Below are 20,286 nucleotides of genomic sequence, written 5' to 3' on the forward strand. Positions count from 1 at the left end.
CAAGCGCTCCTAAACTTATTCTTTTATAATCTGATAAGTTATTTGCTGATCCGCAGTTTTAATCAAGAAAAAGTACGTAGCACTTGCTAGTTCAGAAATAGCAATGGTCATTTGACTGGTCACGCGACTTGCATCCAGTTTTTTAACAAGACGACCCGTAATATCATAGATGCTAACAGCTTCTAAAGGGATGTTTTGTGGATTGCTAAGTTGTACAAAGTCCCTTGCCGGGTTTGGATACATCGCCAGACTGGAAATGTCAAAACCACTCTCTTCTATTGATAATACACTATCCACAGTAATATCGAAGGTACAAGAGGTCTCATTACCCCAAGCATCGGCTACGGTAATACTAACAGGATGCACCCCAGAATCTAACAAATCGCCTACTGCCGGAGACTGACTCACTAACGTTACAGGCCCACCACAATTGTCTGCAACAGCTACCGCTCCAGAAGCAATAAAGTCTTCCACTTCATATGGTGTGCCTGCTGTGATTTGAACCGTTAGCCCTGTTGGGCAATCTAGCACAGGCGCAAACTCATCAACCACTGTAACTGTGGCCGTACAAGTAGCAGCATTACCAGAAGAGTCTGTCACCATTACCGTTAACGAAACTGCAGTCCCTACATCATCGCAATTAAAATCTACAATGTCTGCCATAACGGTGTCAATCCCACAAGCATCATCCGCCAGAACCAAAAGATCGGAAGGATCAATACTTGCTTCACCGTTCTCATCCAAAGAAACGGTTAGATCCATACAACTTACCGTTGGAGCCGTTACATCTTCCACAGTAAGTATCGCTGTACAAGTAGAGGTATTTCCATTAGCGTCTGTTGCTGTAAATGTCACTGTGTTCTCTCCTAGATCATCACAAGTAAAGTTGCTTGGAGATACACTAAAAGTAAGGTTAGTCCCTCCGCAAGCGTCTACAGATCCACCATCGAAAATAGAGGCATCTGTGATACTGACCATGCCAAAGGCATCTAACTCTAAACTTACATCTTGACATAACACTGTTGGAACTAAACCGTTCTCTACTGTTACAATAGCCGTACAACTGCTGCTTAACCCTTGCCCATCGGTTGCAGTAAGAGTGACCGTATTAGGACCAAGATCGGCACACGTAAAGGTGTCGATATCAATTTCCAAATTTGTGATTCCACAATTGTCCGTAGATCCTCCATCCAAATCGCTCGCAACAATCGTAGCGGTGCCTGTTGAATCAAGCAACAAAGTGATGTCTTGACAGACTACTATTGGCGAATCATCGTCGGTGATTGTAACTGTAAAACTACAAGTAGCGACATTCCCATTAACATCTGTAGCCGTAAATTCAATGATCGTTTCCCCAACAGGAAATACACTACCACTAGGAAATCCCATGGTCTGAACCAACGACGCAATACCACAATTGTCAAACCCAGCAGGCGTTGGAAAAGCAACAACAGCACCACAATTACCACCATTGGTCCCGCTTACAATATCTGCAGGACAGCTAATCTCTGGTGCCTGATTATCTTCAACGGTAATGGTTACCGAACATACATCGGTATTGCCATTGCCATCCGCTACCGTCCAGGTCACTACCGTATCTCCTAAGGGAAGTACCGCTCCAGCTAAGGTGGCCGTTCCGTTTAAATCATTGCTAAGGGTAGCCGTGTTACAGTTGTCGGTAAAGGTAGCGTCAAACTCTACACCTTGTACCGTGTAATGGCAGACCCCCGCATCGGTGTCTCTGCTCGCGCTTGCAGCACACGTAATTAACGGCGCCTCGTTGTCTTCAACGGTAATGGTTACCGAACATACATCGGTATTGCCATTGCCATCCGCTACCGTCCAGGTCACTACCGTATCTCCTAGGGGAAATACCGCTCCAGCTAAGGTGGCCGTTCCGTTTAGATCATTGCTAAGGGTAGCCGTGTTACAGTTGTCGGTAAAGGTAGCGTCAAACTCTACACCTTGTACCGTGTAATGGCAGACCCCCGCATCGGTGTCTCTGCTCGCGCTTGCAGCACACGTAATTAACGGCGCCTCGTTGTCTTCAACGGTAATGGTTACCGAACATACATCGGTATTGCCATTGCCATCCGCTACCGTCCAGGTCACTACCGTATCTCCTAGGGGAAGTACCGCTCCAGCTAAGGTGGCCGTTCCGTTTAGATCATTGCTAAGAGTAGCCGTGTTACAGTTGTCGGTAAAGGTAGCGTCAAACTCTACACCTTGTACCGTGTAATGGCAGACCCCCGCATCGGTGTCTCTGCTCGCGCTTGCAGCACACGTAATTAACGGCGCCTCGTTGTCTTCTACGGTAATGGTTACCGAACATACATCGGTATTGCCATTGCCATCCGCTACCGTCCAGGTCACTACCGTATCTCCTAAGGGAAGTACCGCTCCAGCTAAGGTGGCCGTTCCGTTTAGATCATTGCTAAGGGTAGCCGTGTTACAGTTGTCGGTAAAGGTAGCGTCAAACTCTACACCTTGTACCGTGTAATGGCAGACCCCCGCATCGGTGTCTCTGCTCGCGCTTGCAGCACACGTAATTACCGGCGCCTCGTTGTCTTCAACGGTAATGGTTACCGAACATACATCGGTATTGCCATTGCCATCCGCTACCGTCCAGGTCACTACCGTATCTCCTAAGGGAAGTACCGCTCCAGCTAAGGTGGCCGTTCCGTTTAAATCATTGCTAAGGGTAGCCGTGTTACAGTTGTCGGTAAAGGTAGCGTCAAACTCTACACCTTGTACCGTGTAATGGCAGACCCCCGCATCGGTGTCTCTGCTCGCGCTTGCAGCACACGTAATTAACGGCGCCTCGTTGTCTTCTACGGTAATGGTTACCGAACATACATCGGTATTGCCATTGCCATCCGCTACCGTCCAGGTCACTACCGTATCTCCTAAGGGAAGTACCGCTCCAGCTAAGGTGGCCGTTCCGTTTAAATCATTGCTAAGGGTAGCCGTGTTACAGTTGTCGGTAAAGGTAGCGTCAAACTCTACACCTTGTACCGTGTAATGGCAGACCCCCGCATCGGTGTCTCTGCTCGCGCTTGCAGCACACGTAATTACCGGCGCCTCGTTGTCTTCAACGGTAATGGTTACCGAACATACATCGGTATTGCCATTGCCATCCGCTACCGTCCAGGTCACTACCGTATCTCCTAAGGGAAGTACCGCTCCAGCTAAGGTGGCCGTTCCGTTTAGATCATTGCTAAGAGTAGCCGTGTTACAGTTGTCGGTAAAGGTAGCGTCAAACTCTACACCTTGTACCGTGTAATGGCAGACCCCCGCATCGGTGTCTCTCGTGTCATTTACAGCACAACTAATTACTGGTGCTTCATTATCTTCTACAGTAACTGTTGCCGTACAGGTTGCACTTTGTCCAGCAGTATCTGTTACGGTTAAGGTAACGGTAACCGGTGTACCAATATCTGTACAATCAAAGCTTACAGGCGCTATCGATAGGCTTACGGATCCGTTGTTATCAAAAGAACCATTATCAACATCGGCAGGGTTTAGTGTATATGCACCGTTACTGTCTAGATTGACAGTTATATCTTGGCACATTGCTACTGGAGGAGTATCAGGCAAATTATAAACCCGCACATGACCACGACCAACAGGTTGAATACCATTATTACCGTTATATGGAGCTCCTATTGCCAGACGCAAACCATCAGCACTCATACTAATACTAGAACCAAACATATCAAGTGCTGATTCGCCGTCTATATCGGCTACCAGTTGTATCCAGTTGTTGCCATCCCATGTATACACACGAACATGTCCAGACAACCACCCATTGTCATTACTAAGCGCCCCTATAGCCAATCGCGAGCCATCAGCATTCATATCAATTGCACGACCAGAAGAGTCTCCGAGTGCTTCACCATCAATATCTGCCCCCAATTGTATCCAGTTGTTGCCATCCCATGTATACACACGAACATGACCACGGCTGTCAGCATTTAATTCGGCCCCTATAGCCAGACGCGAACCATCAGCACTTATACTAACTGATATGCCAGAATAATCGCTTTCAGCTTCTCCAATAATATCGGATCCTAACTGTACCCAGTTGCTGCCATCCCAAGTGTATACTTGTACATAACCATTAGCGCTTACGGGATTGTTATCATCGGGAGCTCCTATAGCCAGTCGCAAACCATCGGCGCTCATACTAACAGAATAACCGAAACCTGTAAAATTATTAACTGGAGATTCGTTACCAATATCTGAACCCATTTGTATCCAATTACTACCATTCCAAGCATATACCTGTACATTATTCGAATGGGTTCCACTAGGAGAATTTACTGTCCTCCCTATCACAAGTCGGGACCCATCAGCGCTTATACTAACAGATATGTTAGAATATCCATCTAGCTCTTCACTAGGAATACTGGCTCCTAACTGCACCCAAGTAGTGCCATCCCAGGTATACACCTGCACATAACCAGAGTCACCAGAGTTTAATGTGGCCCCTATAGCCAGGCGTGAGCCATCAGCATTCATACTAACGGATATGCCGAAATAATCGCCTTCTGCTTCTCCAATAATATCGGCTCCTAACTGCACCCAACCACAACCATTCCATTGGTAAACACGTACTTGCTTAGCGCTATTAGAGGGATTAGTATAAGTTACAGCCATACGTAACCCATCTGCGCTCATGCTAACTCTAGCCCCAAACGATTCCATATTTACATCACCAGTAATCTCAGAGATATAATCTTGTAAGGATTCTGCTACTGTGACGGTAACATCAAAACTACACGTCGTTGTGTTTCCTGCAACATCTGTAGCTTCGAAGGTATTTGTGGTAGTGCCTACCGGAAATTCACTTCCGCTTGGTAATCCTGCAGTTTGTACCACTGAACCTGAGGGCGCGGCAATACTGTTTATAAAAGCCGTAGTGATACTCTCAGTGGTCGCGTTATCTACAAGGCCACTATTTTCACTCGCATAAAGCAGGTAATACAAACGCTCGGTGTTTTGTAGACCTGTCACCTGATGCTGATCTTCATCAGTATCTGTTGAGAAGTTATGAGAGGCTTCTGGATTTTCTGGAATGATAATTAAATGATTCACAGAGGGATCAGAATCTTCATTAGCCTCTGGATTTTCGCGTACCCGCTTTACAAAAATTGAATAGTTTTCTCCATTAACTTGAATTACCGAACTGTATCCGTCGACTATACCATTACCATCAGCTCCAAGGACTCCGTTGATATTGAATTCTGTTATTCCATCCAAATTTGCAGCCAATAGCCACATATTATCGACCTTCTTGGTGATATAACTCCCTGAAGGGCCAAACTCCTCCGAATTAGTTACCGTATTTTCGGCATAGGTAAGTGGAACCTCAGACAAATTAGTGGTTATAAAATTACCTCCTTCATACATATCCGATCCACCATCCGCAATACCTATATTAGGGCCGTCTAACCTAAAATTGTAGGCCGATGGTATAAGAGTAGTTACTGTGGCGCTGTTTCGGTTGAAATTATGAACAACATTTTGTAGTCTTTCGGCTTGGCCATAACTCGAAATGTTATCCTGAATAACAGGTGCATTAAAAACCACGGGGATCGTACAGGAAGAGGATGGTACTTCCAGACTGATGGTTTCCAAGCAAGTCATTTCTGGTGCTTCTGCGTCGACTACGGTGATATCTAAACTACAGGTTGCTACAGCGCCACAAATATCTACTGCGGTGTAAGTTACTGTGGTGGTTCCTATCGGATAAAAATCGGAAGCAGCGGCGTTTATAGTGTTATTATAATCATTACTTATGGTAATTGGGCCCCGTTTAATCAATTGAATAAAATCGTCCTCACACCCAAAAGGAAATCTACTCGTACATCTGTCATTATCTACAAAATCCCAGTCTGCCAAGATAAAATTTAGCGTAGGGCCATACAATGATACCCAGTTATTCCAAGTCTCTTTGGGGATAACAAAGGTGGGATTGATAATGGAAGTATTATAATTATCGGCAACCCCAAATTCAAAGAATACCAATCTTCCATCAGGTCCTACAATGATCATACCTTCCCCCATACCATTAAAGTCACCTTGGTAGTTGATTTCCATTACTACATCTTGGGTTTCTTGGGTAGCACCATACCAGGCAAATGGGGTATTAATGAGATGACCTCCATTATCAAATCTTAGGGGGGTTACCATACCTGCTACTGACGGTCTAAAAACACCCAGGTCATCGGTAACCGCTGGAGTAGGAAGAGTAACGAAGGCACCGGTTTGTCCAGCATCGTTATTTTGTGTAATCGAAGCATTACAAGAAATTACCGGAGCTTCATTATTCACTACCGTTACGGTCGTAGTACAGGAATTACTATTTCCATTTCCATCTACTACTGTCCAGGTAATCATGTTTTCTCCAATAGGAAGTATAGCACCAGCTAGAGAGTCTGCGCCGTTAAAGTCATTTGTGATAGTCACATTAGCGCCACCACGGGCATCAAACTCATAACCTACTACGGTGTAGGTAAGACCTCCAGGATTTGTAGCACGGGTAGCATCTTGCGTACAAAGCAAAGCTGTAACTTCAGGCTCTGTTATGGTAACGAACATACTACAGGAGCTGCTATTTCCATCACCCCCTACTACCGTCCAAGTCACTAGAGTATCGCCCTGTGGAAATAAAGCCCCAGCTAGAGAGGTGGAACCATTAAAATCATTAGTGAGGGTAGTATTCCCTGGATTGTTCACAAAAGAAGGATCAAACTCATCTCCTACCACATTGTAGGATAATAAAATAGGGTGCGCAGCACGGGTAGCATCTTGCACACAAAGGACTAAAGGAATTTCAGGATCTATTACAGTCACGGTCATCTCACAGGAGTTCTCGTTACCATTGCCATCGATTACTATCCAAGTGACTACCGTATCGCCCAATGGTAGTACAGCACCTGCTAAAGAGGTCGTGCCATTGAAGTCATTGATAAGGGTAGCATTACCTGCATTATCAGAGAAAGTAGCATCAAATTCGGTACCTATTACGGTGTAAGTCGATAAATCAGAATCTGTATTACGTGTAGCATCCTGCAAACAAGAAATCGCAGGAGCTTCTGTGTCTACTATGGTTATGGTCATCTCACATGAGTTGCTGTTACCACTGTCATCGGTTACTGTCCAGGTCACTACTGTATCGCCTAATGGAAGTACAGCACCTCCTAATGAGGTCGTGCCATTAAAGTCATTGGTGAGGGTAGCATTCTCTGAATTATCAGAGAAAGTAGCATCGAACTCGGTACCTACCACAGTGTAGAAATCTAGTCCAAGGTCAGTAGGTCGTCCAGTATTTTCCATACAAGAGATGTAAGGAGCTTGGGTATCAACTACGGTCACGGTGATCTCACAGGAGTTACTGTTTCCACTACCATCGGTTGCTGTCCAAGTGATCACGGTATCACCTAATGGAAGTACAGCACCAGTTAGAGAGGCCGTACCATTGAAGTCATTGGTTAGGGTAGCACTCCCTGTATTTTCATAGAAATCACAATTAAGCTCATTTTCTCTTACGGTGTAAGTAAGAACTCCAAGATCCGTATCGCGTGTAGCATCTTCCTCACAATCGATAACAGGCGAAATGGTATCTACTACGGTTACCTGGGCGGTACAACTATCTGTTTGCCCCCATGTATCTGTTATGGTAAGGGTTACTGGAACTATAGTTCCTAAATCAGCGCTTGTAAATGTATTGCGATTTATCGAAAGGCTGTATCCGAAATCATCTGCAGAACCATAATCAATTGTATTTGCATCTATCATGGCATTTCCTGCCTCATCAAGTGGCAACGTTACATTTTTACAAAAGGCCGTAGGTGGGTAATCCATAATGTTGTATAAGAAGGTCCGACCAATATCTAGGCCACCATAGTGTGGAACGCCTACCGCTAAAAAGTTTCCATCTGCAGATAGACTTACTGATGCCCCAAATGCAACGCCTGGTATATCACTTTCTATAGATTGAGTACCTATAACGACCCAATTATTGTCCTGCCAGCGGTATAATTTAGCATAAGATCCTGCTCCAGGTTCATCATCCCATCCTTTGGCTCCAACAGCCAAACGGCTGCCATCGGCACTTAGACTAACAGCAGCACCAAAAAGATCGTAGGGTTGACCTGTTAAATGGCCACCTAATTGATTCCAATTGGACCCGTCATAATCGTATATTTTTACTACACCAGCGAAAGTACTATTAGAGTCGCTCAGTGGCGCACCAATGGCCACACGGTTACCATCGGCGCTTATGCTTAGGGCGTCGCCAAAACGAGTAGTTTGGTATTGTATACCTTGAATATCCGAACCCTTTTGTACCCACGTATTACCAATTATACTGTATAGACGTACTTTTCCAGTAGGACTTACCCCCCTTCTAACGCTTCTAACGGTACCCCTATGGCAACCGTAGTACCATCAGTACTTAGACTAACACTATATCCTAGAGAAGAGTTCGGATTTCCTTTGATTGGACTGCCTACTTGACTCCAAGTGTTTCCATTCAAATCAAATATACGCACTTCACCGGCACTACTATCACTTCCTTCCGCACCTACTGCTAAACGCGTACCATCAGCACTTAAGCTAACGGCATTACCAAAAAAATCTCCTTCTTGATATCCATTCAGTGTATTTCCAACTTGAATCCAATCCGATCCAGAAAAATCATAGACACGCACACTACCAATAGCACCTATGGCTATACGATACCCATTTTGACTTAAACTTATTGTTGAGCCTGATCTTTCAAAAGAAGCCCCATTAATGGGTGGCCCCAATTGGAAACCACTTTGTTTATCATAAACTCTTACCTGTCCATTTGAATAAGTCCCTGAGCTGTTGTAAGGAGCTCCTACAGCCATCACTTGGCCGTTACCGCTTAAACTTACAGCGGTACCGAATTCATCACCTGCGTCTTGACCATCCTTAACCAATATGCTCGTTTGTGCTTGCATACTCATAAAAAACACCAACGCCAAAAAAGCAAGGTGAAATTTTAAAATTGAAGTAACTTGTTTCATTGTAATTCGTTTTAATAGGCTTTATAATTTTTGTTAGTGACAAAAGTAGACCGGCAGCTCTCTCCATAGAATAGAGAGCCCCCCTCAGATTATCTAGGGGTTACCCCCTAATTATTTTGATAAATCAATTTTCGCAAGCACTATCCCATGTTAAGTAGAGCATAATGGCATCGCACAAAGAGCATTTTCACACCCCTTTAATCGGTCGTTAGAAACCCCCAATCACAGCATTGAGCTCGACTGCGGTAATGGCCCTAAATGAGGTGTAACTTTTTGATATCGCTTTGAAGGAAATTTGACATCTGGCTGACTTAAATTATCGGTAAAATGAGTCGATTATGATTATTGAAAAACATTATACCCTACCTCGATCTAGCCAAGCCATATCAATAAGCGATTATTGGAAGATTTGCCTACATACAATGGGTTGGATTTATACGGCGTACCCAATTATTATCAATTGCCTAGCCGTATCGCTTCAGGTTGCTAACCCGACTTATCGCTCAAACATTTTGCTTTGATACAACCGCTACTCGCTCTTTAGTGCAGAACGACGTTTTATTTAGTGGAATAGAGTTCCCCTAAATGCTGCCAGCGCGTTGTAAAAACGAAGCGCTCCTGCTAATTACTTCGCGGTAAAGATTTGAACTCGGTCTACGAATTAAGTTTATCGGTTTATTGATGTATTAGGCAATATCAATATTTAAGATTGGTTCGCTAGCGCTCCGAAAATTCTCAAACTGGGGAAGAATGAATCCCACAGCAAAAATTACTTGATTGATTCTATTTGTTCTGAGGCTAGAAAGCCTAACTAGCAATCCAAAAAGAAAAAGAAGCTCAGCATGCTGTGGTAACGAAAAGCACCATGTGTAGCCATAACCAGTACGGTCATTTCCAACAGTCAATCTTCTGGCTATCTTGATCCGCCAGATCAAGACTCTACCAAAAGCGTTCCAGGTTGATATTCACATCATTTGTATGGTACAGCTGTCCAAACTGTAAAATAGGGTTCTTTTTTAAGACTCTCAACCATCGCTGCCCTGAAACAAACCATTGCTCATATTACTCTTCTTACTTGGAGGCTTTTTAATTCAACCCCTACAAGACTTGCTCAAAAAAAGAGACGATTTCCTTGTATTCCCCGCGCTTGGCATCCATTACAGGGGCAGCACCCCAGCGATCGATTGGATCTGCCTTTGTCTTTCTACTAACCAAGTATTTTACCACCTCCAGTTGACCTTCTGAAGCTGCCAAATGCATGGCTGTTCGGCCATCATAATCTGCCGCATTTAAGTCTACACCAAGAGCTTCCAGACGTTTTATTTCATCTAAATCCCCATTGGCAGCAGCCCATATCAACGCTAATACATGATCAATTTTTGTTTCAAATTTTTTCTTTCTCGGATCTTTTTTACGCCCGTTATTGACCAAATTATCATAATTGTGAAAATTGAAGCGCTCTGTGAGTTTCTTACAAAATTCTACACCCCGCACACTATTGCCGTGTTGATCTAATCGCGGCGACCAGATAGCAATACCCATCACATTAGGGATGACAATAAGGAGTGCTCCAGAAACTCCAGATTTGGCCGGGAAGCCAATGGTAAAAGCAAACTCTCCCGAAAAATCGTACATCCCACAAGAATTCATTAAAGACAAGCAATTTTTAACCGTATTCGGATCAAAAATCTGTTGTCCTGTTTGCGGTTGCATTCCTCCGTTGGCCAATGTACTTGCCGCGTTGGCCATCGCAGAGGCCGTCACCTCGATAGAACAGCATTGAAAATAAAACTCCAGGGTATCTACCAAATTTGTGTTTTCAGGAAACGCCTTACTCTCACTCATAAAATAAGCTAAAGCAAAGTTTCGATCGGCTGTTTTTCGTTCGGATAGGTATACCGAGTTATTGAAGCTGGGTCTAATTCCACCCGATAGTTCCTCCCATGTTTTAAGCACATGCTCAAAACGGTCCGACATATCTAGCTCGGGCTTTAACAGAGCACAACTCATAATGGCCCCCGAATTAATCAACGGGTTGTGGGGTAAGCCGTCTTTGTTAAGCGCCATTTCATTGAAAGAACGTCCACTGGGTTCTCGCCCAATGTGCTGATGCACTTTTTGCTCTCCCAGTTGATCATGAACCATACAGTAATTAATCGGTTTACAGCTAGATTGAAGACAAAAGAGTTCTTGAGCATCTCCAAAATTAAAACTTTGTCCATCGACCGTACATACAGAAAAGCCAAACTTGTCAGGGTCTACCCGGGCCAATTGGGGAATATAGTCTGCAACTTCTCCTGTCCTCACCTCTTTGGTCTCTCGAAAAATGTTGCACATTTCCTCAGCGAAATTAAAAAAGTCCGATATGACCAAATCACCGGTCAATGCTTTCTTCACAATTGCTGTATGCTGCACAATATCTTGAAATTTGTCCGGTGTAATTCTCTGGCCCGTTTTGGTCGCGTTTGATAACTTTTCACGTATGTTACGCAATCGAAAATCCGATCTTAAAATACCTCTACTCTCGAGAGAATGCCACAATTGATCTGGTGTTATATAGCCTGCATTTTTTGTGTCAATGCTGCTAAAAATGGTTTTTACATCAGTTTGTATTCTATCCTTTAGTGATGCATTTTGCAGGTTGTCTGTTGTTTTCATAATGATTTCTTGTGTTGCGAGCAAAAAGCGCTTAGGCCGACTTCTTGTAATTTAAGTCGGAAACAATGCCCTCCTCTTTATAATCAAAACTTCTTTCTCCATGGATCATGACATCTAAACCATGGTCTTCTATACTTTCTGTAACTCTGGCTCCTTTACTAAACAAAGACGCTGCTTTAAATACCAAGTAGGTTCCCACAGCCGAAAATAAAACGACGATCCCAACAGCCTTTAATTGTACCCAAAGCTGACCCGGATTACCGTAGAGTAATCCCGTTGCTTCATTAATTTCAGGGTTGGCGAAAACGCCTGTTGCCAGCGCTCCTGCAATTCCCACTAAACCATGTACTCCAAAAGCATCTAACGTATCGTCGTATTTGAGTATTTTCTTCAATTTAATCGCTCCGAAATAGCCCACAAGCCCCCCTATAATTCCTATGCATAATGCTCCGAAAACGTCCACATATCCAGCTGCTGGGGTAATTGCCACCAATCCCGAAATCACTCCTGTTGAAGTTCCAATCAATGTTGGTTTTTGTGTGTCTTTATATTCGAATAGCAACCAAGCCAGACCACCCGAACAAGCTGCAACATTTGTAACAAGAAATGCATTGGCCGCTATAAAGTCTGCCGCCAACTGACTACCCGCATTAAAACCGAACCACCCAAACCAAAGTAAGGCCGAACCCAATACAGTAAGTTTTACCGATGAAGGCTTTTCTTCTGTTCCAAAATTCTTGCGTTTTCCCAACAACATGCTTACCACCAAGCCAGCAATACCGGCATTGATATGGATCACTGTCCCGCCCGCAAAATCAAGCTCACCAGAATTACTCAAGAAGCCACCGCCCCAAACCCAATGAGCTACGGGACTGTAAACGCAAATAATCCAAAGCGAAGCAAAAATAATCCAAGTAGAAAATTTAATTCGTTCTATTATGGAACCACTAATAATGGCTACTGCAATGGCTGCAAAGGTGCCTTGAAACGCGACGAAAAGATAAGTAGGGATAGTGCCAATGGTGTCGGTAATCTTTATATCTCTCAACAATAAATTCTTCAAGTTTCCTAGCATATATCCATCACCGTCAAAGGCCAAAGAATAGCCTACCACAATCCAAATAACACTGGCAAGGCAAAAAGCAATATAGCTCATCCCAATGGTGTTTAGTACGTTTTTACTCCGTGTTAATCCACCGTAAAACAAGGCCAATCCTGCAGGGGTCATGAGCATAACCAAAGCCGTAGCGACCAACATCCAAGCAGTATCTCCACTGTTAATAGTTGTTTCGGCATTTTGGGCAAATCCTACCATCGGTAGAAAAAGCCCAATTGCTGTTGTATAAGTTTTAGTTTTCATAATTTTCTGAGTTTTCTTTCAAATTTCATCACTTCATCAAAATCATTTCGCCTTCTTGCCAGCACTAAACGAGCTTGATATTGTTTTTTTAAAGGTATTTTTGCCATTAGAATAGGTTTTAAATAAATAGCATATCTCTATACTTTGGAAGCCTCCAGGATTGATCGGAAACTGACTTTTCAATTTCGTCGACATTCTCCCTAATTGGATCGAATAAAACCTGTATTTGATCGGCATAAAATTTGGACTTCCGGGTAGTGTCTTTAATGGCTTGCGCTTTGAGAACATTACCCTTTAATTCACATAAGTATAGGCGCACATTATCTTGAAAATCTGCCAAAACTTCTAATTCATTTTTTACTGTTTGAGCGGCATTAAAAAGCCCCATGTCCGTAAAGCCGTCTCTTATGTTCAATGCATCCTTTAAATGAGAAGCTACAGAGGGAAGCACATAAGTTTGGATCAAATCAATTAGCGAATCTGCTTCGGTTTGTATTTTATTGATATAGTCTTGTTGCATCACCTCATACCTGGCTTGAGTTTCACGTTTAGATAAAACATCTTGATTGGCAAACAGGGATTTTGCATTTTCTGAGTTAAACCCTTCCAATGCATAGGGTGTAGACTTTATGTTCGCTAAGCCTCGCTCCTGAGCCATGGCTTGCCATTGTTTATCGTATCCATTACCATTAAATATAATGCCCTCACTTTCGTTCACATATTGCTGCAATACCTCAACAATAGCATCCTCTTGTAATGTTCCTTTCTCTTTAAGATCCTCGACCGAAACATAAAACTGGGAAAGTTGCTCGGCTACCATGGTATTGAGTGTAGTCATCGGCAAAGAACACGACGCACTTGAGCCTACGGCTCTAAACTCAAAACGATTCCCAATAAATGGAAATGGAGAGGTTCGGTTACGATCCGTCTTGTCCAAAGTTGCTAAAGGGATTTTGGGAACGTCTAATTCCAGAACCATTTCCTTTACCTGTGGTTTTTTGCACAACCCATTGGTTTTAAATCGCTCTAAAATGGCTGCCATTTCCGATCCTGTGAATACAGAAATAATTGCTGGAGGTGCTTCGTTTGCACCCAGTCTATGATCATTCCCTGCAGTAGCAATGCTAGCTCTTAATACATCTGCATAGGTGCTTACTGCTTTTATAACATTGATAAAAAACGTTAAGAAATAAAGATTACTTTCTGGATTACTTCCCCCTGCTAATAGGTTGGTTCCTGTATTGGTAGCCATGGACCAATTGTTGTGTTTTCCACTACCATTGAGTCCTTTATATGGTTTTTCGTGCAAAATCGCACGAAGTCCGAATTTCTTCGCAGTATTTTGCAAAACACGCATGGCCAGCAAATTATGATCTGTTGAAACATTCATCTCTTCGTAAACGGGAGCGCATTCATACTGTGAAGGAGCTACCTCATTATGTCTTGTAAGTACAGGAATCCCAAGCTTAAGACTCTCCATTTCGTAGGCTTTCATAAAATCTTCGACGCGTTCGGGAATTACCCCAAAGTAATGATCGTCACATTCTTGCCCTTTTGCCGATGCTGCACCAATTAACGTTCTTCCTGTTAATGCCAAATCTGGCCGTTTTCTAAACAACGCTTCATCAATTAGAAAGTATTCCTGCTCCCAGCCTAAGGTAGCTATGGTGCTGGTAACCGCTGGATCAAAATACCGACAAACAGGAATCGCCGCTTTCTCTAGTGCTCTCAACGATTTTAATAAGGGCGCCTTATTTCCCAAGGATTCTCCGGCGTACGAAACAAAAATGGAAGGGATATACAAGGTTTTCCCATTTTTAGTCTTTAGGATAAATACAGGAGAGCTTGGATCCCATATGGTGTAGCCTCTGGCCTCTGCAGTATTTCGAAGCCCTCCAGACGGAAAACTCGAGGCGTCCGGCTCTCTCTGCAGTAGTTCACTTGCTGTAAGACCTTCAATACCCTTTTTTTGATCATCTGTCGATGGCTTATAAAATGCATCATGCTTCTCTGCAGTTCCCCCAGTCAATGGCTGAAACCAATGTGTAAAATGTGTTGCACCTTTATCCATTGCCCATTTTTTAATGCCATCTGCAATAGATTCTAATAGTCGATTATCTAAGCGTTTGCTTGTATTCTTTACTTTAATCATTGCCAAATAGGAGTCTTCGTCGAGATATGCCTCCATGGCATCGGTATTAAAAACATCTTGCCCAAAAATATCGGAGATCTTTGTTGGAAATGATGCCATATCCTGTTGTGTTTGTTGTGTCCTAATCGGATTAGTATTTTTCATGATTGTACAGTTATTATAGTTTTAAATATTTGCGTTATACTTCTTTTACAGGAACAAAACTAGGTTGCTTGTAAATAGCTTAAAATAGGCAGCAACACTCATTTTGTCTAGGGGTTTACCCCTATTAAATCTATCTGTTAGAGTACTGAAAGTAGTTCGTGGTATTCTAAAATGGACCTATCATAAATTGAGATAGGTGCAGATGGTTGTATCCATTACAGCAAGTCTATTGGGGAGCGCTAGATCTACAAAAGTCCCGTTAACTCCCGGTCTGTTTACCACGAATTAAGAAGTACTCATCATCCTTATTTACAGCATCAATATGTCTGTGTAAATTGCATACTGAGAACAACATCATGCTGTAAATCGTCTGGTTAGAGCCAATTTCTATCGGTTAGCTGGCTGGATGTTCCAAAATCAAGCGTATGTTTTATCACATCTCTTTTTACTGGCCGCTAAAGCTTTACAGTGATTGATGTAATTTAACTGCGCCTCGAAGTCTTTTCCAAGACTCCATATCCTGTAGTAAAGTTCATCTTTAGCTTTCATAATGGAATTGGTTTACAAATAAGGTCAATACTCAATGCGTTATCTGTAGCGTCTTTTACTATTCCATATGACTCCATGAGAACGAGTTAAAATTGCGTTACAAATAGGATTCCCGGAATGCTGTTGCTTTACATTGTTGTGCTTAACTAAAAACAAGTTACTGGTTGAAGCACTTGTGCGTGTTGTTGTATACATAATTATTCGTTTTTGTTTTGTGCAAAAGTATGTAGCACTCCAGTGCTCGGAAATAGAGAGCACTCCTCATTTTACATAGGTAGTACCCCCCAGAATCCAGATTCTTTAATCATACGGTCAAACTATTTCCTTACAGGGAACGCGTAGAATGTTTTATAAGCACTAGGTCCGGTTTTAATTATTGAGAAAGGTTGCTACGGACAAATAGAATACTTACCCACATAATGGGTAGTTGCAGAGTACCATAAACAGTTGATTTTTGATGAGAAACCAACATCCCATTAAAACAATATAACAGATGGTGTCCAAAAAAGAAATATGGCCCAGTGGTATGTTGGGAAATTAGGTGCGATTATGTTGTTAGACGGCTTGCATCTCTACTTAAAAAACCGTCCGTCCACCACTCGTTCTTTACCGCTACAGGCGGTTTAATAGAGCATGAGTCGCTCCATTTAAAAACAATTAAGTAGTCGTGGGCAATGTAAAGGAAATGGTCGTACCTACTCCTTCAACACTGAAAGCTTGGATACTTCCCCCATTTTTGAGAATAAGACTGTTACAGAGCTCCAACCCCAGACCTGAACCCTTTTCGTTATCCGTTCCGTAAGTGGTAAAGTTTTTATTCTTTTTAAAGAGTTTCTTGACTTTTTCCTCTGGTATTCCGATACCTGTATCTTTAACGGTTATACAAATTGTCCCCTCCATAATTTTACCCTCTATGGTAATACGATCTCCGGCCGTTGTAAATTTAATCGCATTCGAAATTAAATTTCGAAGTACCGTTTGCACCATATTGCGGTCAAAATAGGCTTTCAAAGACGATGGCACCTTATTGGAAAGAAGTACTCCCTTGCGCTTTGCTTCTTTATTGAAAAGGGTTATGTTTTGGGCTACAAGTGGTTGTATTTGCTGTGAGGAAGGTTCAAAAATCATTTCTCCCTTTTGCGCTATAGACCATTCTAAAAGGTTGTCCAGTAGAGCACTGGTATTTTCGTGGTCACGTCCTAACATGGAGATTATCTCCTTGCGTTCCACTTTGCTCAAATCTCCCTGCTCAAGAAGCATCAAGCCCATTTTAAGCTGTCCAAATGGGCCTCGTAAGTCATGCGCAATTACCGAAAACATTTTATTTTTCATGTTATTGGCCTCCTGCAAATCCTCCTTCTGTAACTCGATCTCTTCTTTTTGTTGCCGTATTTCTTTAGTGGCAACCCTTACTTGACTTAGCAATTCTTGCTGTCTTTTCTTTAAGGTACGCAAGCGCATTCTAACGTAAGAATATAACAACAGTATCACTAAAAAAGCATAACAAGTTCGGGCCCACCAAGTGTGCCACCAGGGCGGAAGGATTTTAAATCTATAGGTGTATTCCGGGCTCCAGATCCCAGAAGCGCCCATCGCTTTTACTTTAAATGTGTACGAGCCATAACTCAGATTTCTATAATCGGCCTTATTCTCGTAGCTGGGTTTAGACCATCCTTGTTCCAGCTCTTCTATTGTATGACTAAATTGAACACTATGTGGAGCGATCCAGTCAATTGCCGAAAAGAAAAACGAACATTGTTTTTGAGAAGGCTGTGCCACTAAATCCAAGGGCAGATTGTAGAAGGGCAAAGTCTTGCTAAATGTAAATGGCAAGCCCTCCTGGTTTTCTATTGCGTTAAAGTCATAAAAAGTATCGTTGAGTTCAATCCTGTTTAAAAAAAGACTAGGAACGGCAGGGGTTTCTCTCAACATTTCAGGGCTTTTCTTGGTTATATTCACCACATTCGAGAGCCAAAGGGTTCCTTGGCTGTCTAAGAGGGCATCTCCACCAAAAAAAGAGAGTTCCGGAAGTCCATCCGACTCAAAGTAAGACCGTATTGAAAACGGTGTGGAAGAATTGGAGGCAACTGTGTTAGGAGTAAAAACAGTAATCCCTTTCTCCGTTGTAGCCCAGATTCTCTTATTGGAATCCTGCTGTAGTGCCCAAACTACATTGTCGGAGAGACCATCACTAGTGGTATAGGAATTAAATTTTTCCCCATCAAAGGTTGAAATTCCACCACCTAGGGTACCAATCCAGAGCAATCCATCGGTATCGACAAAAAGGGTGTTTATGGTGTTTTCACTTAGCCCCTCGCCCTCACCGTAATACGTAAAGGTTTCACCATCGTATCGTGCCAAACCCGCATTTGTAGCCATCCAAATAATCCCGGTACTGTCGGCAGTAATATCATTAACGGTATTATTTAAAAAGCCATTTTCTTCTTTATAATAATGAATTTCATCCCCTTTAAAAAGTGTAATTCCTTCGGCAGTCCCTGCCCAGATGTGATTCTGTTGATCGACATAAACACAATTTACAGAAGCACTCGATAAGCCATGCTCGGTGGTATAATTGGTTAGGTGAGTACCATTATAAGCGCTAAGTGCCTCACGCGTTGCAAGCCAAATAGTTCCTTGAGCATCCTCTGCCAAATCGGTGATGTTATTTGACAAGAGTCCTGTTTGGGTGGTAAAAGAAAGCAATTCATCCTTTTTAATTACCGAAGCTCCCCCAGAATCGCTCCCTATCCAAACATTATTCTGTCGGTCTTCGAGCAAAGCCTTATAACCAGGGACAACGATTCCAGATTTTGGGGTTAGGTAAGAAAAAGAATCATGCCGAAAGATTCCAAGTCCACCTCCGTCCGAAGCAAACCAAAGGTGGTTATCTGTATCGACATAAAGCTCTATGATGTCATCGCTAACCAATCCCTCTTTTTCTCCATAGCGATAAAATTGATTATTTCGATATTCAAAAATACCCGATGTACTCGAAGCGATCCATATGGAACCATCATGGTCCTCTACAATAGCCGTGATCATCCCCATCCTGGCTTGTGTATCGGCAAACGTATAAAGGGTATCTTCTGTGTAACGGTAAACACCTTTTTGACTCCCTATCCATAAAGCCGATTTAGAATCTATGAAAAGTGCTCGTACACTCTCACTCTGGAGTCCGTTCGCTTGTTGCAGGAGCCTAAAATTTTTTCCGTTATAGATAGCCAACCCTCCTTCGGTGCCAAAATATATATTCCCTTCTTCATCGCCCGTAATGGCATACACTCTATTGTGGGGCAGACCCTCGAAAGTTGTGAAAAGGGTAAAAGAAAATCCGTTATAGTAGACAGCACCTTGGTAGGTCCCAAGCCAATAACCTCCGTCTTTATCGGGATAAATGTCGGTAACAAAATGATGGGGAAGCCCCTCTTTCTCACTGATATTGGTAAAGGATAGACCGTCATAAATGGATAGGCCTCCTTCTGTACCATCACCACGTGTACCTATTAAAATATGACCGTTGACATCTTCCGAAACTTTCCATATGAAATTTGAAGCCAAGCCCTGTTCTTTGGTATAGTGCGTAAAACTTTGACCATCGTACATACTGAGACCATTGTAGGAGCCTACCCAAATGCGTTTTTTTGAATCTTGAAATACGCAATAAACGTAAGAGGTAAGCATTCCTCCAGTGACATCAAGTGACTTTATATCGAAAGGAATACTTGTATTTTTATATTTAGGTGAAAGTGCTCTTTTTCGTGGAAGCTGCTTCCTTAATATACGCTCTCCAGCCAAAGAAAGAGGCACTCCTGTGAGAAGTGTGTCTCCAATCCCGTTAAGCAGCCAAGGCGAGTCTTGTGAGCTGTTATTTTTAGGCTCCAGAAGGAGTTTATAAGGAATGCTCTTTTTAGTTGTTGAAAAAGGGATGCTGTTTTCTTCCAATTTATTTGGAGCCAATACCCCAATGCCAACTGGGTTGGCAGTGGCTAAAGCACTCTTTTTAATTATCTCGGGCTGAATGCGCAGTGGACTACCCGTTTGAATTATAGTACCAAAATGGTTAACGATTCCCGCGCTATCCTTGTCTTGCTGCAGTACAAGGGGCTCGTTGCTCACATCCGACTGGTTTGTTGCATCCTGCAACAGGCTGTCATTTCGATCCCGATCTCCACATGACAGACAGAATAGCGCTATAAGAAAAAGAGGAAAAAGTCCATATTTGCGGGACTCCATAGGAATCAAATAATTAAGTTTACTATTTTTGAAAGACCACTGTTACAAGACTATTCATAATAAAGGTATCTTTCTACTATCCAAATAAAGGAATTATAAATTAAATATGGATCCCATTAAAAGCTCAT

The 20,286-nt window shown here is 42.7% G+C and carries 6 protein-coding genes; all 6 read right to left on the reverse strand.

The window, feature by feature from the left end:
* Positions 1 to 15: 15 nt before the first annotated feature.
* The gene (locus BST85_RS09960) at positions 16 to 8,268 is read right to left on the reverse strand and encodes an HYR domain-containing protein (RefSeq protein ID WP_104813101.1); all 8,253 of its coding nucleotides are present in this window, start codon (positions 8,266 to 8,268) and stop codon (positions 16 to 18) included.
* A 134-nt stretch (positions 8,269 to 8,402) separates the two neighbouring features.
* A complete protein-coding gene (locus tag BST85_RS09965; protein WP_104813102.1) occupies positions 8,403 to 9,059 on the reverse strand; it encodes a WD40 repeat domain-containing protein in 657 nt (218 codons plus the stop codon).
* A 1,098-nt stretch (positions 9,060 to 10,157) separates the two neighbouring features.
* A complete protein-coding gene (gene glsA, locus BST85_RS09970; protein WP_104813103.1) occupies positions 10,158 to 11,717 on the reverse strand; it encodes a glutaminase A in 1,560 nt (519 codons plus the stop codon).
* Between the two features lie 31 nt (positions 11,718 to 11,748).
* Positions 11,749 to 13,077 carry an ammonium transporter gene (locus BST85_RS09975; protein ID WP_104813104.1) on the reverse strand — a complete coding sequence of 443 codons (1,329 nt, stop codon included), beginning with the start codon at positions 13,075 to 13,077 and terminating at the stop codon, positions 11,749 to 11,751.
* Between the two features lie 118 nt (positions 13,078 to 13,195).
* Positions 13,196 to 15,373, reverse strand: coding sequence for a glutamine synthetase III family protein (locus tag BST85_RS09980; protein WP_104813105.1), 2,178 nt, complete (start codon positions 15,371 to 15,373; stop codon positions 13,196 to 13,198).
* A 1,206-nt stretch (positions 15,374 to 16,579) separates the two neighbouring features.
* Positions 16,580 to 20,158: a ligand-binding sensor domain-containing protein gene (locus tag BST85_RS09985; protein ID WP_104813106.1), complete on the reverse strand. Its 3,579-nt coding sequence runs from the start codon at positions 20,156 to 20,158 to the stop codon at positions 16,580 to 16,582.
* Positions 20,159 to 20,286: the final 128 nt, after the last annotated feature.

This window comes from Aureitalea marina, assembly GCF_002943755.1.
Classification (GTDB): Bacteria; Bacteroidota; Bacteroidia; order Flavobacteriales; family Flavobacteriaceae; genus Aureitalea; species Aureitalea marina.